Genomic DNA, 16,241 nt, shown 5'->3' on the forward strand with positions numbered 1-16,241 from the left:
AATGCGCCTGCAGTGATCAGGCCTTGTTTTTCGCCGGTAACCGACATGTACGCTGGTGTTGCCATGGGGTGCTCTCCTTGCGGAATAATTTAAGGTGCCCGGGAGGCGAAATCGCCCGGTGGGTGCCAAAAACATATCAAGGACCGTGCCAGCTTTTGCCAAGTCCCCGGCAGCCGGGGGTTAGACCGCTCTAGCCTACGGCTTTGCAGTTTTTTGGCAGGCGAAACAGGGTAAAAGTGCGCAAGAAGTTGCGCAGTACTGCGCAACTTCTTGCGCACTCGTCTGTAGGCCACGTTGGACGTGGGCTGTAGAGGAATTGATGGGTGAAAAACGAAAACAAGTGCGCAACTTCTTGCGCACAATGGCTCGTGGCTATCATCGCGAATAAACCGTTCGTTCAAAAATGACCGATCCAGCGCCCCTTTCTACCATTCCGTCACTGGCCAGTTGACCTTCGCTTGCTGGAAAGTCCCAAGCCAGAGCCCGTGCCGGTTTAGCCGCGGCGGGTGCGAGGGTTAAAAAGCGTCTTATAAATGAAACACCGCCCTCGGCTATACTCCCCGCATTTCGACCTAGGCACGAGGAATCACTGTGAAGAACTGGACGTTGCGCCAACGCATTTTGGCGAGCTTTGCGGTGATTATCGCCATCATGTTGCTGATGGTGGTGCTGTCGTACTCGCGACTGTTGAAGATCGAAGCCAGTGAAAACAGTGTCCGCGACGATGCGATTCCCGGTGTCTATTACAGCTCGATGATTCGTGGTGCCTGGGTCGACAGCTATCTGCAGACTCAGGAATTGCTCGGCCTCAAGGAAGGTCAGGGCATCAGCAGCGAAGACGCTGCCGAGTACAAATCCTTTGAGAACCGTCTGCAGGAGCAGATGGAGAATTACCGCAAGACCATGGCGACCGACGAGGACCGTAGCGAATTCGCCGCCTTCGTGAAGTACCACGATAACTACATGCAGATTCAGGACGCGGTGCTTGATTTGCACAAGCGCAATCTGGAAGCCGATGCGGTGAAGCTGTTCCACGAGAAGCTCACGCCGGCGTGGTACAGCGGTCGTACGAAACTCAACGACATCATCGGCGAAAACAAGAAAGTTGCCGATCAGGCCATGGCCAATATCGACGATGCCGTGGCCGCCGCCAAAGTCAGCATGTTCGTTTCCCTGCTGGTTGCGGTCTTGGCTGCCGGTCTCTGCGGTTTGCTGTTGATGCGCGCAATCATGGCGCCGATGAACCGCATCGTGAAGATCCTCGAAACCATGCGCACCGGCGACCTCAGTTCGCGCCTGAACCTCGACCGCAAGGACGAATTCGGCGCCGTCGAAACCGGCTTCAACGACATGATGACCGAGCTGACCTCGCTGGTGTCCCAGGCCCAGCGCTCGTCGGTGCAAGTGACCACGTCGGTCACCGAAATCGCTGCCACCTCCAAGCAACAACAAGCCACCGCTACCGAAACTGCTGCGACCACCACTGAGATCGGCGCGACCTCCCGCGAGATTGCTGCCACCTCGCGCGATCTGGTGCGCACCATGACCGAAGTATCGACCGCCGCCGATCAGGCTTCGGTACTCGCCGGTTCCGGCCAGCAAGGCCTGGCGCGCATGGAAGACACCATGCACTCGGTGATGGGTGCCGCCGATCTGGTCAACGCCAAACTGGCCATTCTCAATGAGAAGGCCGGCAACATTAATCAGGTGGTGGTGACCATCGTCAAAGTCGCCGACCAGACCAACCTGCTCTCGCTCAACGCCGCGATCGAAGCGGAGAAGGCCGGTGAGTACGGTCGCGGCTTTGCCGTGGTCGCCACCGAAGTGCGACGTCTGGCGGATCAGACCGCTGTCGCCACCTATGACATCGAACAAATGGTTCGCGAGATTCAGTCGGCGGTATCGGCCGGTGTGATGGGCATGGACAAATTCTCCGAAGAAGTGCGCCGCGGCATGTCCGAAGTGCAGCAGGTCGGCGAGCAGCTGTCACAGATCATCCATCAAGTGCAGGCGCTGGCGCCGCGGGTGTTGATGGTCAATGAAGGCATGCAGGCCCAGGCCACTGGCGCCGAGCAGATCAACCATGCGCTGGTGCAGTTGGGCGATGCCAGCAGCCAGACCGTCGAGTCGCTGCGTCAGGCCAGTTTCGCCATCGACGAACTGAGCCAGGTGGCCGTCGGGCTGCGCAGCGGCGTTTCGCGATTCAAAGTCTGATGAGCGACATCATCGCCAAACGCGGTGCCGCGCCCGTGACGAAGCCGGCGCTGTTCCTGCTGTTTCGCATCGGCAGCGAGCGTTACGCCTTGCGCGCCACCGAAGTAGCGGAAGTGCTGCCGCGCCTGCCGTTGAAAGCGATTGCCCGCGCGCCCCAATGGGTCGCCGGAGTGTTCGCCTATCGCGGCGCGGTGGTGCCAGTGATCGACCTCAGCGCGCTGACGTTCGGCCAATCGGCCGAGGCGCGCACCAGCACGCGGCTGGTGCTGGTGAACTACCGCCCGGACGCCACGCAAGCGGCGCAATGGCTCGGGCTGATCCTCGAACAGGCCACCGATACCCTGCGCTGTCATCCGCAGGAATTTCAGCCTTACGGTCTCGATAACCGTGAGGCGCCGTACCTCGGCCCGGTGCGCGAAGATGCGCAGGGGCTGGTGCAATGGGTGCGGGTCAATGACTTGCTCGATGAGTCCGTGCGTACTCTATTGTTCCCCACTCCACCGCTGGACCCGGCGCAGCTTGAGGCGCAGCCATGAGCAACGATCAGCGCTTTTTCGACTTCCTCAAGGAACGCATCGGCCTTGATGTGACCTCGGTTGGCCCGGCGATCATCGAGCGCGCGGTGCGGCAGCGCACGACGCTCTCGCAGGCCGCGCATGCCGATGAGTATTGGCAACTGCTGCAAGGCTCGCGCGATGAACAGCAAGCGCTGATCGAAGCAGTGATCGTCCCGGAAACCTGGTTTTTCCGTTACCCGGAATCGTTCGCCACCCTGGGCAAACTGGCGCGAAATCGCCTCGACGAGCTGAATAACATGCGTGCCTTGCGCATTCTCAGCCTGCCGTGTTCCACCGGCGAAGAACCCTATTCGATTGCCATGGCGTTGCTCGATGCCGGGCTCAAGCCGCATCAGTTCAAGGTCGATGGCATGGACGTCAGCCCGCTGTCCGTGGAAAAGGCGCGGCGGGCGCTGTACGGCAAGAACTCGTTTCGCGGCCAGGATCTGGACTATCGCGAACGGCATTTCAGCGCCGAGCAGGACGGCCATCGGGTCAATGAAAATGTCCGTGAGCAGGTGCGTCTGCAAGTCGGCAATGTGCTTGATCCGGCGTTGCTGGCCAGCGAGCCCGCGTTCGATTTTGTGTTCTGCCGCAACCTGTTGATTTATTTCGATCAGCCCACGCAGAAGCAAGTGTTCGAAGTGCTCAAACGCCTGACGCATGTCGACGGCGTGCTGTTTATCGGCCCCGCCGAGGGCAGTCTGCTCGGGCGTCTGGGCATGCGTTCGATCGGCATCCCGCAGTCTTTTGCGTTCAGTCGTCATAGCGATCCGCATCCCGAGCCGCTGCCGACGCCAAAACCTGTCACGTTGCCGATCAGCCCAGCGCCACGCAGCCCTTCGCCACCTCCGGTGCGCAATCGGCCGTTCAGCGCAGTAACGCCACTGCCGATCACCCGCAACAGCGCGAACCCGGACGCGGCAGCATTGCTGGCGAACATTGCCGCGCTGGCCAACGAAGGTAAAAGCGCCGAAGCACGCGCCGCGTGTGAACAGTATTTGCGCAGCCATGAGCCCGTGGCTCAGGTGTTTTACTGGCTCGGCCTGCTCAGCGATGTCGCCGGGCTGACCCTTGAAGCCCAGGGTTTCTACCGCAAGGCGCTGTACCTTGAACCGCAACACCCTGAAGCGTTGATGCACCTGGCCGCGTTGCTGCAGGCTCAGGGCGACAGCGCCGGTGCCAGACGATTGCAGGAGCGCGCTGCCCGCAGCGGCCGCACCGCCGACAGTGAGCGTAAACGATGATCGCGTCCGACACCTTGAACGTCACCCACGAAGACGCCCGGGCCATCGACGATTGCTGGAACCGTATCGGCATTCACGGCGACAAGTCCTGCCCGCTGCTCGAAGAACATATTCATTGCCGCAATTGCTCGGTGTATTCCGCCGCCGCCACGCGTCTGCTTGACCGTTATTCGTTGCAGCAGGATGAGCGCGACCCGGTGGCCAGCGCCGTCGAAACGGATGTGAAAACCCGTTCGCTGCTGATGTTTCGCCTCGGTGAAGAATGGCTGGGGCTGGCCACGCGCAGTCTGGTCGAGGTCGCGCCGCTGCAGGCCATTCATTCCCTGCCGCATCAGCGTTCGCGGGCCTTGCTCGGCGTGGCCAATGTGCGCGGCGCGCTGGTGGCGTGTCTGTCGCTGGTTGAATTGCTTGATCTGGACGGCAGCGCTGCACCGGCCAGCAGCGGGCGAATCATGCCGCGCATGTTGATCATCGCCGCCCATGGCGGGCCGGTGGTGGTGCCGGTGGATGAGGTCGACGGCATACATGCCATCGACGAGCGCATCCTTGATGCCGCCTCGCAATCCGGTGAGCAAGCCAGTGCCAAATTCACCCGTGGCGTTTTGCAGTTTCGCGGTCGCAGCCTGCGTTGGCTGGATGAAGAACAGTTGTTGTCCGCCGTGACCCGGAGCCTTACATGACCCCCGAGCAAATGCGCGACGCCTCCTTGCTGGAGCTGTTCAGCCTCGAAGCCGAAGCGCAGACCCAAGTGCTCAGCGCCGGGCTGCTGGCGCTGGAACGCAATCCGACCCAGGCCGATCAACTCGAATCGTGCATGCGTGCGGCGCATTCGCTCAAGGGCGCGGCGCGGATCGTTGGCATCGACAGCGGTGTCAGCGTCGCGCATGTGATGGAAGATTGCCTGGTCAGTGCGCAGGAAGGGCGGTTGTTGCTGCGCCCGGAACACATCGACGCGTTGTTGCAGGGCACCGATTTGCTGATGCGCATCGCCACCCCTGGCAGTGCGCCGCAGCCGAGCGATATCGAAACGTACGTCGCGTTGATGGGGCGCCTGCTCGATCCATCAGCGCCGCCCGTGCCCGTGGCGGCACCGGTCATGGCCGAGTTGCAGCTTGAAGCGCCGCCCGCGTCTTCTATAGACGTGCCGGTCGAACCTTCCGAGCAGCCACCGTCACGCAAAGGCAAACGTACTACCGAAGGCGGCGAACGCGTTCTTCGCGTTACCGCTGAGCGCCTCAACAGCCTGCTCGATCTGTCGAGTAAATCGCTGGTGGAAACCCAGCGGCTCAAGCCGCATCTGGCAACCATGCAGCGCCTCAAGCGCATGCAGAACAACGGCCTGCGCGCACTGGAAAACCTCAACGTGCACCTCAAGGAACACGCGCTGAGCCTTGAGGCGCTGGAAGCGCTGGAAGATGCACGGCGCTTGCTCGCCGAGTCGCAACAACTACTGAGCGAGAAAAACGCCGAGCTCGACGAGTTCGCCTGGCAGGCCAGCCAGCGCGCGCAGGTGCTTTACGACACCGCATTGGCCTGCCGCATGCGGCCGTTCGCCGACGTGCTCAGCGGCCAAGTGCGCATGGTCCGGGACCTCGGTCGCAGCCTCGGCAAACAGGTGCGCCTGGAGGTCGAAGGCGAGAAGACTCAAGTCGATCGTGACGTGCTGGAGAAGCTCGAAGCGCCACTGACCCATTTGCTGCGCAACGCGGTCGATCACGGCATCGAAACCCCGGAGCAGCGTTTGCTCAAGGGTAAGCCGGAAGAAGGCCTGATCCGCCTGCGCGCTTCGCACCAGGCCGGTTTGCTGGTGCTGGAGCTGAGCGATGACGGCAATGGCGTTGATCTGGAAAAGGTCCGCCGCAGCATCGTCGAGCGGCAGTTGTCCCCAGCGGAAACGGCGGCGCAGTTAAGCGAAGAAGAATTGCTGACGTTCCTGTTCCTGCCCGGTTTCAGCCTGCGCGATACGGTCACTGAAGTGTCCGGTCGCGGCGTCGGGCTCGATGCTGTGCAACACATGGTTCGGCAACTGCGCGGCGCCGTGGAGCTGGAGCAGACGGCGGGCGAGGGCAGTCGTTTCCATCTCGAAGTGCCGCTGACTTTGTCAGTGGTGCGCAGTCTGGTGGTGGAAGTCGGTGAAGAAGCCTATGCCTTCCCGCTGGCGCACATCGAACGCATGTGCGATCTGGCCCCAGAAGACATTGTCCAGGTCGAAGGTCGTCAGCATTTCTGGCACGAAGGTCAGCATGTCGGCCTGGTCGCGGCCAGCCAGTTGCTCAACCGCCCGGCCAGTCAGAACAGTGGCGAAACCCTCAAGGTCGTGGTGATCCGCGAGCGTGATGCCGTCTACGGCGTGGCAGTCGAGCGCTTCATCGGTGAGCGCACGCTGGTGGTCTTGCCACTCGACGAACGTCTGGGCAAAGTGCAGGACATCTCCGCCGGGGCCTTGCTCGACGACGGTTCGGTGGTGTTGATTGTCGATGTCGAAGACATGCTGCGGTCGGTGGACAAATTGCTCAATACCGGTCGCCTCGAGCGCATCGCCCGTCACGGCAATCAAGCCGCCGAGGCCGCGCGCAAGCGGGTGCTGGTGGTCGACGACTCGCTGACCGTGCGCGAGTTGCAACGCAAGCTGCTGCTCAACCGTGGCTACGACGTCGCGGTGGCGGTGGACGGCATGGACGGTTGGAACGCATTGCGTTCGGAGGACTTCGATTTGCTGATCACCGACATCGACATGCCGCGCATGGACGGCATCGAACTGGTCACCCTGTTGCGCCGCGACAACCGCCTGCAATCGCTGCCGGTGATGGTCGTCTCGTACAAGGATCGTGAAGAGGATCGCCGCCGTGGCCTGGACGCCGGGGCGGACTATTATTTAGCCAAAGCCAGTTTTCATGACGACGCCCTGCTCGACGCAGTGGTCGAGCTCATCGGAGGAGCGCGGGCATGAAGATCGCAATCGTCAACGACATGCCAATGGCGGTGGAGGCCCTGCGTCGTGCATTGGCTTTCGAGCCGGCGCATCAGGTGGTCTGGGTCGCCCGCAATGGCGCCGAGGCGGTGCAACTGTGCGCCGAAAACACCCCGGATCTGATCCTCATGGATTTGATCATGCCGGTGATGGACGGCGTCGAAGCCACTCGCCGGATCATGGCCGAAACCCCGTGCGCCATCGTCATCGTAACCGTCGACCGCCAGCAGAACGTCCATCGCGTCTTCGAAGCCATGGGCCACGGCGCGCTGGATGTGGTCGACACCCCGGCCCTCGGTGCCGGCGACGCACGGGAAGCCGCCGCGCCGTTGCTGCGCAAGATCCTCAATATTGGCTGGCTGATCGGCGACAAGGCACCGCGCTCGCGCCCGGCACCGACACCGCAGCGCAGCTCGGGCTCGCGCCAGCGACTGGTGGCGATCGGTTCATCGGCGGGCGGCCCGGCAGCGCTGGAAGTGTTGCTCAAAGGCCTGCCCCGGGATTTCTCGGCGGCGATTGTGCTGGTGCAGCACGTCGATCAGGTCTTTGCCGCCGGCATGGCCGAATGGCTGGCCAGTGCCAGCGGCCTGGATGTACGTCTGGCCCGCGAAGGCGAGCCGCCGCAAGCTGGCGCGGTGCTGCTGGCCGGCACCAACCATCATATTCGTCTACTCAAGAACGGCACGCTGGCCTACACCGCCGAGCCGGTCAATGAGATCTACCGGCCCTCCATCGACGTGTTTTTCGAAAGTGTCGCCAGTTACTGGAACGGTGATGCGGTCGGGGTTTTATTGACCGGGATGGGGCGCGACGGCGCGCAAGGGCTTAAGCTCATGCGCCAACAGGGTTACCTGACCATCGCGCAGGATCAGCAGAGCAGTGCGGTGTATGGCATGCCCAAGGCCGCCGCTGCGATCGATGCCGCCGTAGAAATTCGCCCCTTGGAAAAGATAGCGCCACGATTGCTGGAGATTTTCCCCAAATGAACCGACTTATCCGCAATCCTGGACCGCGCAGTACTCAGGTGACCGCCCATGAATGACTTACAGATCGACGACATTAAAACCGACGAAAACGCCGCCATGGTGTTGTTGGTGGACGATCAGGCGATGATCGGCGAGGCCGTGCGCCGTGGGCTGTCGAACGAAGAGAACATCGACTTCCACTTCTGCTCGGACCCGCATCAGGCCATTGCGCAAGCGGTGCGGATCAAGCCGACGGTGATCCTCCAGGATCTGGTGATGCCCGGCCTCGACGGCCTGAGCCTGGTGCGCGAATACCGCAATCACCCGGCGACCAAGGACATCCCGATCATCGTCCTGTCGACCAAGGAAGACCCGTTGATCAAGAGCGCGGCGTTCTCGGCCGGGGCCAACGATTATCTGGTGAAACTGCCGGACACCATCGAACTGGTGGCGCGCATCCGTTATCACTCGCGCTCGTACATGACGTTGCTGCAGCGGGATGCGGCGTACCGCGCGCTGCGGGTCAGTCAGCAGCAGTTGCTCGACACCAATCTGGTGCTGCAACGACTGATGAACTCCGATGGCCTCACCGGGTTGTCCAATCGCCGCCACTTCGATGAGTACCTGGAGCTGGAGTGGCGCCGTTCGCTGCGCGATCAGAGTCAGTTGTCGTTGTTGATGATCGATGTTGATTACTTCAAGTCCTACAACGACAGTTTTGGCCACGTTGAGGGGGATGAGGCGTTGCGCAAAGTGGCCACGGCGATTCGTGATGCCAGTGCGCGGCCGTCGGACTTGCCGGCGCGTTACGGCGGCGAAGAATTTGCGCTGGTGCTGCCGAACACCTCGCCGGGTGGTGCGCGGTTGGTCGCGGAGAAGCTGCGCCAGACCGTGGCCTCGCTGAAAATCCCGCACAACACCCCGGCGGATGGCGCGAGCCTGACCATCAGCATCGGCCTGGCAACCATGGTGCCGCAGTCGGGCAGCGATTGCCGCCTGCTGATCTCGGCCGCAGACCGGGGCCTGTACCTGGCCAAAAACAATGGCCGCAACCAGGTCGGCATCGAATAACCACCGCAATCCCCTGTAGGAGCTGCCGCAGGCTGCGATCTTTTGACCTGTTTTTAAAATCAAAGTCAAAAGATCGCAGCCTTCGGCAGCTCCTACAGGTGAAGTGTGTCAAGTGAATCACCCCCACAGCCGCCAGACGGGCTGCCGTCACAGCCTGTTTACGGTATACTCGCCGGCTTTCAAAAGTTCGCCAACGAGTGCTGCCCGTCATGGAAATCAACCCGATCCTGAACACCATCAAGGACCTGTCCGAGCGCTCCGAAACTATTCGGGGGTATCTTTGACTACGATCAAAAGCATGAGCGTCTGACTGAGGTCAATCGCGAGCTTGAAGATCCGAGTGTCTGGAACAAACCTGAATACGCCCAGGAGCTGGGCCGCGAGCGTTCGGCGCTGGCGCAGATCGTCGACACCCTCGATGAACTGAACGCCGGCCTGGCCGATTGCCGCGATCTGCTGGACATGGCCGTCGAAGAAAACGACGAAGGCGCAGTGGGCGATGTCGTCGCCGAGCTGGCCCGTCTCGAGGAAAATCTGGCCAAGCTGGAATTCCGCCGCATGTTCAGCCATGAAATGGACCCGAACAACGCCTACCTGGACATCCAGGCCGGTTCCGGCGGCACCGAAGCCCAGGACTGGGCCAACATCCTCCTGCGCATGTACCTGCGCTGGGCGGATAAGCGCGGTTTCGACGCCACGATCATGGAACTGTCGGCCGGTGAAGTCGCCGGTATCAAAGGCGCGACCGTACACATCAAGGGCGAATACGCCTTTGGCTGGCTGCGTACCGAGATCGGCGTACACCGCTTGGTGCGCAAGAGCCCGTTCGACTCCGGCAACCGTCGCCACACCTCGTTCTCCGCCGTTTTCGTCTCACCAGAGATCGACGACAAGGTGGAAATCGAAATCAACCCGGCAGACTTGCGGATCGACACCTATCGTTCCTCGGGTGCCGGTGGTCAGCACGTAAACACCACCGACTCGGCCGTACGTATCACTCACGTACCGACCAACACCGTGGTCAGCTGCCAGAACGAACGTTCCCAGCACGCCAACAAAGACACCGCCATGAAAATGCTGCGGGCCAAGTTGTACGAGCAGGAAATGCAGAAACGCAACGCCGCGTCGCAAGCGCTGGAAGACACCAAGTCCGACATCGGCTGGGGTCACCAGATTCGCTCGTACGTGCTCGATGCGTCGCGGATCAAGGATCTGCGCACCAACATCGAACGCAGCGACTGCGACAAGGTACTCGACGGCGACATCGACGAATACCTGTATGCCAGCCTGAAATCAGGGCTGTAAGGCCTGCTCTGCAGTGGTCGCGGTAACACGCGACCCTGTAGGAGCAAGGCTTGCCCGCGAACCCCGGCGCCACGCCGGGGGTAACGAACCTGTGATGGAATATCTAAAGACATGAGCGACCAACAACTCGACCCGCAAGCCCTGCAACAGGAAGAAAACTCCCTGATCGCCCTGCGCAAGGAAAAGCTGGCTGCCGAGCGCGCCAAGGGCAACGCCTTCCCGAACGACTTCCGCCGCGAAAACTACTGCGAAGATCTGCAGAAGAAATACGCGGACAAGACCAAGGAAGAGCTGGCAGAGGCTGCAATCCCGGTCAAGGTTGCCGGTCGCATCATGCTCAACCGTGGCTCGTTCATGGTGATCCAGGACATGACCGGTCGCATCCAGGTCTACGTCAACCGTAAAACTCTGTCGGAAGACACCCTGGCCGCGGTGAAAACCTGGGACATGGGCGACATCATTGCCGCCGAAGGCATCCTGGCGCGTTCCGGCAAGGGCGACCTGTACGTTGAAATGACCCACGTACGTCTGCTGACCAAATCGCTGCGTCCGCTGCCGGACAAGCACCACGGCCTGACCGACACCGAACAGCGCTACCGTCAGCGTTACGTTGACCTGATCGTCAACGACGAAGTGCGCCAGACCTTCCGTGTGCGTTCGCAAGTGATCGCGCACATCCGCAGCTTCCTGATGAAGCGCGACTTCCTCGAAGTCGAAACGCCGATGCTGCAGACCATTCCTGGCGGCGCCGCAGCCAAGCCGTTTGAAACCCACCACAATGCGCTGGACATGGAAATGTTCCTGCGTATCGCCCCGGAGCTGTACCTGAAGCGTCTGGTGGTTGGTGGTTTTGAAAAGGTTTTCGAGATCAACCGCAACTTCCGTAACGAAGGCGTTTCGACTCGTCACAACCCTGAGTTCACCATGTTGGAGTTCTATCAGGCGTACGCCGATTACGAAGACAACATGGACCTGACCGAAGAACTGTTCCGTGAACTGGCGCAGCTGGTTCTGGGCAGCACCGACGTGCCGTACGGCGACAAGGTGTTCCACTTCGGCGAGCCGTTCGTACGCCTGTCGGTGTTCGACTCGATCCTCAAGTACAACCCTGAGCTGACTGCCGATGATCTGAACGACATCGACAAGGCCCGCGCCATCGCCAAGAAGGCCGGTGCCAAGGTGCTGGGCTTCGAAGGTCTGGGCAAACTGCAGGTGATGATTTTCGAAGAGCTGGTCGAGCACAAGCTGGAACAGCCGCACTTCATCACTCAATACCCGTTCGAAGTGTCGCCGCTGGCCCGTCGCAACGACGACAACCCGAACGTCACTGACCGTTTCGAACTGTTCATCGGTGGCCGTGAAATCGCCAACGCCTACTCCGAGTTGAACGACGCGGAAGACCAGGCCGAGCGCTTCATGGCGCAGGTGGCCGACAAGGACGCCGGCGACGACGAAGCCATGCACTACGACGCCGACTTCGTTCGCGCGCTGGAGTACGGCATGCCGCCAACGGCGGGTGAAGGCATCGGCATCGACCGACTGGTGATGTTGCTGACCAACTCGCCGTCGATCCGCGATGTGATCCTGTTCCCGCACATGCGACCGCAAGCGTAAACGTTTCAGTTAAAAAGCCGCCTAAAACAGGCGGCTTTTTATTGCCTGTCTGGTACAAATGTATCAATTGGTTAATTTCGCAATAGCAGAGGAAGTTCTGTCGTGATGGGTGCAATAGCTCAAGAGGGTGCAGCGGGTATCGCCACTGCGGTCGCTGAAAGTGTTCAGTACCAGGGTCGCAAGGCCAGCCGACAGGGCAGTGAGCAGCGTCGACAGGACATTCTCGACGCCGCAATGCGCATTGTCGTGCGCGACGGCGTACGTGCGGTGCGTCACCGGGCAGTGGCCGCCGAGGCCGGTGTGCCGCTGTCGGCGACGACCTACTACTTCAAGGACATCGATGACCTGCTCACCGATACCTTCGCTCAATACGTTGAACGCAGCGCGGCGTACATGGCCAAGTTGTGGGTCAACAATGAAGGTTTGCTGCGCGAAATGGTCGTCAGTGGCGACGGCAGTCCCGAGTCGCGCTCGCAACTGGCTGACGATATTGCGCGGTTGATGGCTGACTACGTGCATCGGCAATTGGTTAACCGCCGCGAGCATTTGATGGCCGAGCAGGCTTTCCGTCAGGAAGCGCTGCTCAACCCGCGCCTGGCGATTCTGGTGCGTTCGCATCAGCAGATTCTGCTGCAGGGCACCTGCCAGTTGTTTCAGGTGCTGGGCTCGCGCGAACCGCAACAGGATGCCAAGGTGTTGACGGCGATTATCGGACGGATGGAATATCAGGGCCTGCTCAACGAAGCCGAGCCTTTGGCCGAAGAAGACATGCTCGGCATTCTGACGCGCTACATGCACCTGGTGCTCGCATCGGTCTGAACTGCGCTGATCGTTCCTCACGCTCTGCGTGGGAATGCCGCCCGGGACGCTCCGCGTCCCTTGCCGACATGACGCAGAGCGTCAGTGGATGCATTCCCACGCAGAGCGTGGGAACGATCGATCACCATGAGGGCGGCGAATGTTCATAGGGAGTATCGAATGAAAGCCTGGCGTGGCGTGCTGATCGCCTTGTCGTTCCTGCTGCTCAGTGGCTGTCTGGTGACGTTCAAGGAACCGCTGGCCGCCAGTGAGCCGGCGCCCAAGGGCCTGCTCGGCAAATGGTCGAGCACCAATGCCTGGGGTGAGCCGATGAACCTTGAGCTGACGCGCCTGGGCAATGATCGCTATCAGGCGGTCACGTATTTCAAAGCCAAACCCCGCGAGCGCGAAGCCTATCCGTTCACCGTCTCGCGCCACGGCAGCCGCTGGTACCTGTCGGCGAAAGTCCCGGCGCAGTACGGCGGCCACTTCACCATCGCCGGTTTCGAACTCACCGATAAACACGAATTGGTGGTCTACAACCTCGATCTCGAACAGATCAATCAAGCGATCAAGCAAAAAGCCCTCGACGGTCAGGCCTTCCAGACCGACGATGGCGACGGTGTGCAAGTCGACAGCAACCTCGACAAGGTCTTTGCTTACCTCGACGATCCGGCCAATTCCGATGTTTTCGTCGAAGCCGTGCGCTACCAGCGCCAGGCCCGCGCCCAATAATTCATCACGTCAGGTTTTCTACAGGAGTTTCGGGTGGACGATTACCAGCAGACGATACGCATGTTGTCCGACCGCATTGTGCTGGCCCAAACGCCGATTCGCGTGCTCGACGCGGTCAAGTGGGACGAGAACATCCGCAAGGGTTTTCTCAAGGCCAAAGGCAAGGAAATGCCGGCGATCGACCGCGACTACTACCTCAATCGACCACTGAGTTTCGATTCGAGCAAGGTCAAACTGGAATTCCAGAACATCGAGCGCGACATCACCCGCCAGCTCGGCCAGTTCAACCCGGTCGGGCAGATCATGCGGCGCATGTGCAAGGAGTACCGCATGGTCGTGCGCATGCTCGAAGCGCGCGGCACCGAGGATTTCGGCCTGATCTCGCAAGAGTTGTATGGCGCCGCGTCCGATGCGTTCCACGCCGGCGACCCGACCCTGGCCGACCTTGGCCTGATGATGTCCGACTACCTCAACAACATCGATGGCCGTGGCGACTTGAAGGATGAGCCGAAAACCCTCACCGCCAAAGACGCCGTGCACCTGCTGCAGACGCGTCTGAACAAGGTTTTTGGCGAGGCCGAGGAAACCATTCGCGTGTTCGAGTCCGACGGCATCGTTGCCGACGCGGCGGCGGGCGCCGACTACATCAAGATCCGCACCGACGCGATGTTCAACGATCGCGACGTGCGCGCGCTGGAAGTCCACGAAGGGCTGGTACATGTGGGCACCACGCTTAACGGCCTGAACCAGCCGATCTGCACCTTCCTGTCGAAAGGCCCGCCGTCGTCGACGGTAACGCAGGAAGGCCTGGCGATTCTGATGGAGATCATCACCTTCGCCTCTTATCCGAGCCGCCTGCGCAAACTGACTAACCGTACCCGCGCCATTCACATGGTCGAGGAGGGCGCCGACTTCTTGCAGGTGTTCGAGTTCTTCCGCGAGCAGGGTTTCGAGATGGCGGAAAGTTACGGCAACGCCAGTCGAGTGTTCCGTGGATCGACGCCGACGGGGCTGCCATTTACTAAAGACTTGTCCTATCTCAAGGGCTTTATCATGGTTTACAACTACATTCAGTTGGCCGTGCGTAAGGGCAAGCTTGAGCAGATCCCGCTGTTGTTCTGCGGCAAGACCACGCTGGAAGACATGCGTACCTTGCGCCAGTTGGTGGATGAAGGATTGGTGGTGGCACCGAAATATCTGCCGGATCAGTTCCGCGATTTGAATGCGTTGTCGGCGTGGATGTGCTTCTCCAACTTCCTCAATCACTTGAGCCTGGACCGGATCGAAGCCGACTACTCCAACATCCTTTGAGCAACTGATATTCCCTGTGGGAGCTGGCTTGCCAGCGATTGCAATCTGTCAGTCAATATTGATGCTGGCTGATCCGCCGCCATCGCTGGCAAGCCAGCTCCCACAGGGTTATTCGTTGTTCCCTGAATCGTTTTGCCAATTTCCTTTGCGAGGTTTCACCGGATGAGAATCCTCGGCATTTTCTGCCTGCTCCTGACCCTCGGCGGTTGCAGCTCTTTGTTGTTCTACCCAGAGCCCGGTCAAATATTCACCCCGGAAAAAGCCAAGCTCGAATTCCGCACCGTCACGCTGGTCACCGCCGATGGCCTGAAGCTCAACGCCTGGTGGCTACCGGCCAAACCCGGTGTCGAGATCAAAGGCACCGTCCTGCACCTGCACGGCAACGGCGGCAATTTGCCGATGCACCTCGGTGGCAGTTGGTGGTTGCCGAAAAACGGCTATCAAGTGTTGCTGGTGGACTACCGCGGTTATGGCTTGTCCGAGGGCGAACCGAGTTTGCCGGCGATCTATCAGGACATCGACGCCGCGTTCGCCTGGCTCGACAAGGCGCCGGAAGTCAAAGGCAAACCGCTGGTGCTGCTCGGCCAGAGCCTTGGCGGTTCGATGGCAGTGCATTGGCTGGTGCAACATCCGGAGCGGCAGAAGCAACTGAAAGCGCTGGTGCTCGATGGCGTGCCCGCCAGCTATCGCAGCGTCGGCCAATATGCGCTGAGCACCGCGTGGCTGACCTGGCCATTCCAGGTGCCGCTGTCGTGGCTGGTGCCGGACGGCGACAGCGCGATCAACTCGATGCCGCTGCTCAACGGTGTGCCCAAGCTGATCTTCCACAGTCTCGACGATCCGCTGGTGCCGCTTTCCAACGGCATCCGTCTGTATCAAGCTGCGCCGCCCCCGCGTGTGCTGCAACTGACTCGCGGCGGCCATGTGCAAACCTTCGGCGACCCGGTGTGGCGCCAGGTGATGCTGCGCTACCTCGACGATCCCGAGCATTTCAACGGCCTGCGCCGTCTCGGCGAAATCCCCAATTACCCGACACCCCCGAATTCTGAAGATGAGAGTCCGCAATGACTGAAGAACGCAACGCCATCCCGCTGATCATCACCGGTATCTGCAGCATCCTCGGCACCGTCGGGGCGCTGTGGTACTACGGCTACCTGCACTTCGCCAAACCCGAGGATGCGCTGCTGCTCAACGAATTCACCATGCTCAAGACTGTGCCGGGCGAAGACTACAAAGTCTCGCTCGACCCGGCGCCGCAAGTGGCGCAGTGCATCGATGGCGTGCTCGTGTTGTTTGATACCGAGCAGAAGGGCCTGACGGGCGTACTGATCAATGCGCAGAAAAAAGCCGTGCGCTGCATGGGCGAAGAGACCCCGCAAAAACTCCAGCCATAAACGCAAAAGATCGCAGCCTTCGGCAGCTCCTACAGGAAACGCATTCCAATGTAGGAGCT

Annotated in this window: 14 protein-coding genes and 1 pseudogene; 14 read left to right on the forward strand and 1 reads right to left on the reverse strand. The window is 60.7% G+C overall.

The genetic code is table 11. The annotated features are described in order from the left end of the window. A pseudogene (locus EJA70_RS23595) lies at positions 1 to 65 on the reverse strand (type VI secretion system tube protein Hcp); the annotation flags it as partial. 526 nt (positions 66 to 591) lie between these two features. On the opposite strand from EJA70_RS23595, the gene EJA70_RS23600 reads away from it, so the two are divergent. From EJA70_RS23600 to EJA70_RS23665, 14 genes are all read left to right on the forward strand, one after another. Beyond that, on the forward strand, positions 592 to 2,214 hold the full coding sequence (locus tag EJA70_RS23600; protein ID WP_008086589.1) for a methyl-accepting chemotaxis protein: 1,623 nt from the start codon (positions 592 to 594) through the stop codon (positions 2,212 to 2,214). Then, positions 2,214 to 2,750 (forward strand): chemotaxis protein CheW, encoded by a 537-nt coding sequence (locus EJA70_RS23605; protein WP_158833890.1) that lies wholly within the window; start codon positions 2,214 to 2,216, stop codon positions 2,748 to 2,750. The genes EJA70_RS23600 and EJA70_RS23605 overlap by 1 nt, the downstream gene beginning before the upstream one ends. Further along, the gene (locus EJA70_RS23610; RefSeq protein ID WP_158833892.1) at positions 2,747 to 4,018 is read left to right on the forward strand and encodes a protein-glutamate O-methyltransferase CheR; all 1,272 of its coding nucleotides are present in this window, start codon (positions 2,747 to 2,749) and stop codon (positions 4,016 to 4,018) included. Before EJA70_RS23605 ends, EJA70_RS23610 begins: the two co-directional genes overlap by 4 nt. Further along, a complete protein-coding gene (locus tag EJA70_RS23615; protein ID WP_008086595.1) occupies positions 4,015 to 4,698 on the forward strand; it encodes a chemotaxis protein CheW in 684 nt (227 codons plus the stop codon). The genes EJA70_RS23610 and EJA70_RS23615 overlap by 4 nt, the downstream gene beginning before the upstream one ends. Then, the gene (locus EJA70_RS23620) at positions 4,695 to 6,968 is read left to right on the forward strand and encodes a hybrid sensor histidine kinase/response regulator (RefSeq protein WP_158833894.1); all 2,274 of its coding nucleotides are present in this window, start codon (positions 4,695 to 4,697) and stop codon (positions 6,966 to 6,968) included. The genes EJA70_RS23615 and EJA70_RS23620 overlap by 4 nt, the downstream gene beginning before the upstream one ends. Continuing rightward, positions 6,965 to 7,975 carry a chemotaxis response regulator protein-glutamate methylesterase gene (locus tag EJA70_RS23625; RefSeq protein WP_008086599.1) on the forward strand — a complete coding sequence of 337 codons (1,011 nt, stop codon included), beginning with the start codon at positions 6,965 to 6,967 and terminating at the stop codon, positions 7,973 to 7,975. Before EJA70_RS23620 ends, EJA70_RS23625 begins: the two co-directional genes overlap by 4 nt. A gap of 48 nt (positions 7,976 to 8,023) precedes the next feature. Further along, complete coding sequence (locus EJA70_RS23630; protein WP_008086602.1) at positions 8,024 to 9,025, forward strand: PleD family two-component system response regulator; 1,002 nt, start codon at positions 8,024 to 8,026, stop codon at positions 9,023 to 9,025. A gap of 209 nt (positions 9,026 to 9,234) precedes the next feature. Further along, positions 9,235 to 10,330, forward strand: a protein-coding gene (gene prfB / locus EJA70_RS23635; RefSeq protein ID WP_102358477.1) for a peptide chain release factor 2 whose coding sequence is annotated in 2 segments (ribosomal slippage) — positions 9,235 to 9,306 and positions 9,308 to 10,330 — 1,095 coding nt in all. Because the reading frame shifts where the segments join, the coding sequence is not laid out codon by codon here. Between the two features lie 111 nt (positions 10,331 to 10,441). Then, positions 10,442 to 11,944 (forward strand): lysine--tRNA ligase, encoded by a 1,503-nt coding sequence (lysS, locus tag EJA70_RS23640; RefSeq protein WP_158833896.1) that lies wholly within the window; start codon positions 10,442 to 10,444, stop codon positions 11,942 to 11,944. A 105-nt stretch (positions 11,945 to 12,049) separates the two neighbouring features. Continuing rightward, positions 12,050 to 12,763: a TetR/AcrR family transcriptional regulator gene (locus tag EJA70_RS23645; protein ID WP_158833898.1), complete on the forward strand. Its 714-nt coding sequence runs from the start codon at positions 12,050 to 12,052 to the stop codon at positions 12,761 to 12,763. 159 nt (positions 12,764 to 12,922) lie between these two features. Beyond that, complete coding sequence (locus tag EJA70_RS23650) at positions 12,923 to 13,477, forward strand: hypothetical protein (protein WP_158833900.1); 555 nt, start codon at positions 12,923 to 12,925, stop codon at positions 13,475 to 13,477. Positions 13,478 to 13,537: 60 nt separating this feature from the next. Then, a complete protein-coding gene (locus EJA70_RS23655; protein WP_172680080.1) occupies positions 13,538 to 14,788 on the forward strand; it encodes a flavohemoglobin expression-modulating QEGLA motif protein in 1,251 nt (416 codons plus the stop codon). A gap of 162 nt (positions 14,789 to 14,950) precedes the next feature. Beyond that, positions 14,951 to 15,856 carry an alpha/beta hydrolase gene (locus EJA70_RS23660; RefSeq protein WP_158833902.1) on the forward strand — a complete coding sequence of 302 codons (906 nt, stop codon included), beginning with the start codon at positions 14,951 to 14,953 and terminating at the stop codon, positions 15,854 to 15,856. Beyond that, positions 15,853 to 16,182 (forward strand): hypothetical protein, encoded by a 330-nt coding sequence (locus tag EJA70_RS23665; RefSeq protein WP_008078367.1) that lies wholly within the window; start codon positions 15,853 to 15,855, stop codon positions 16,180 to 16,182. The genes EJA70_RS23660 and EJA70_RS23665 overlap by 4 nt, the downstream gene beginning before the upstream one ends. The last annotated feature ends 59 nt before the right edge of the window (positions 16,183 to 16,241 follow it).

The organism is Pseudomonas sp. PB103, assembly GCF_009764635.1.
Classification (GTDB): domain Bacteria; phylum Pseudomonadota; class Gammaproteobacteria; order Pseudomonadales; family Pseudomonadaceae; genus Aquipseudomonas.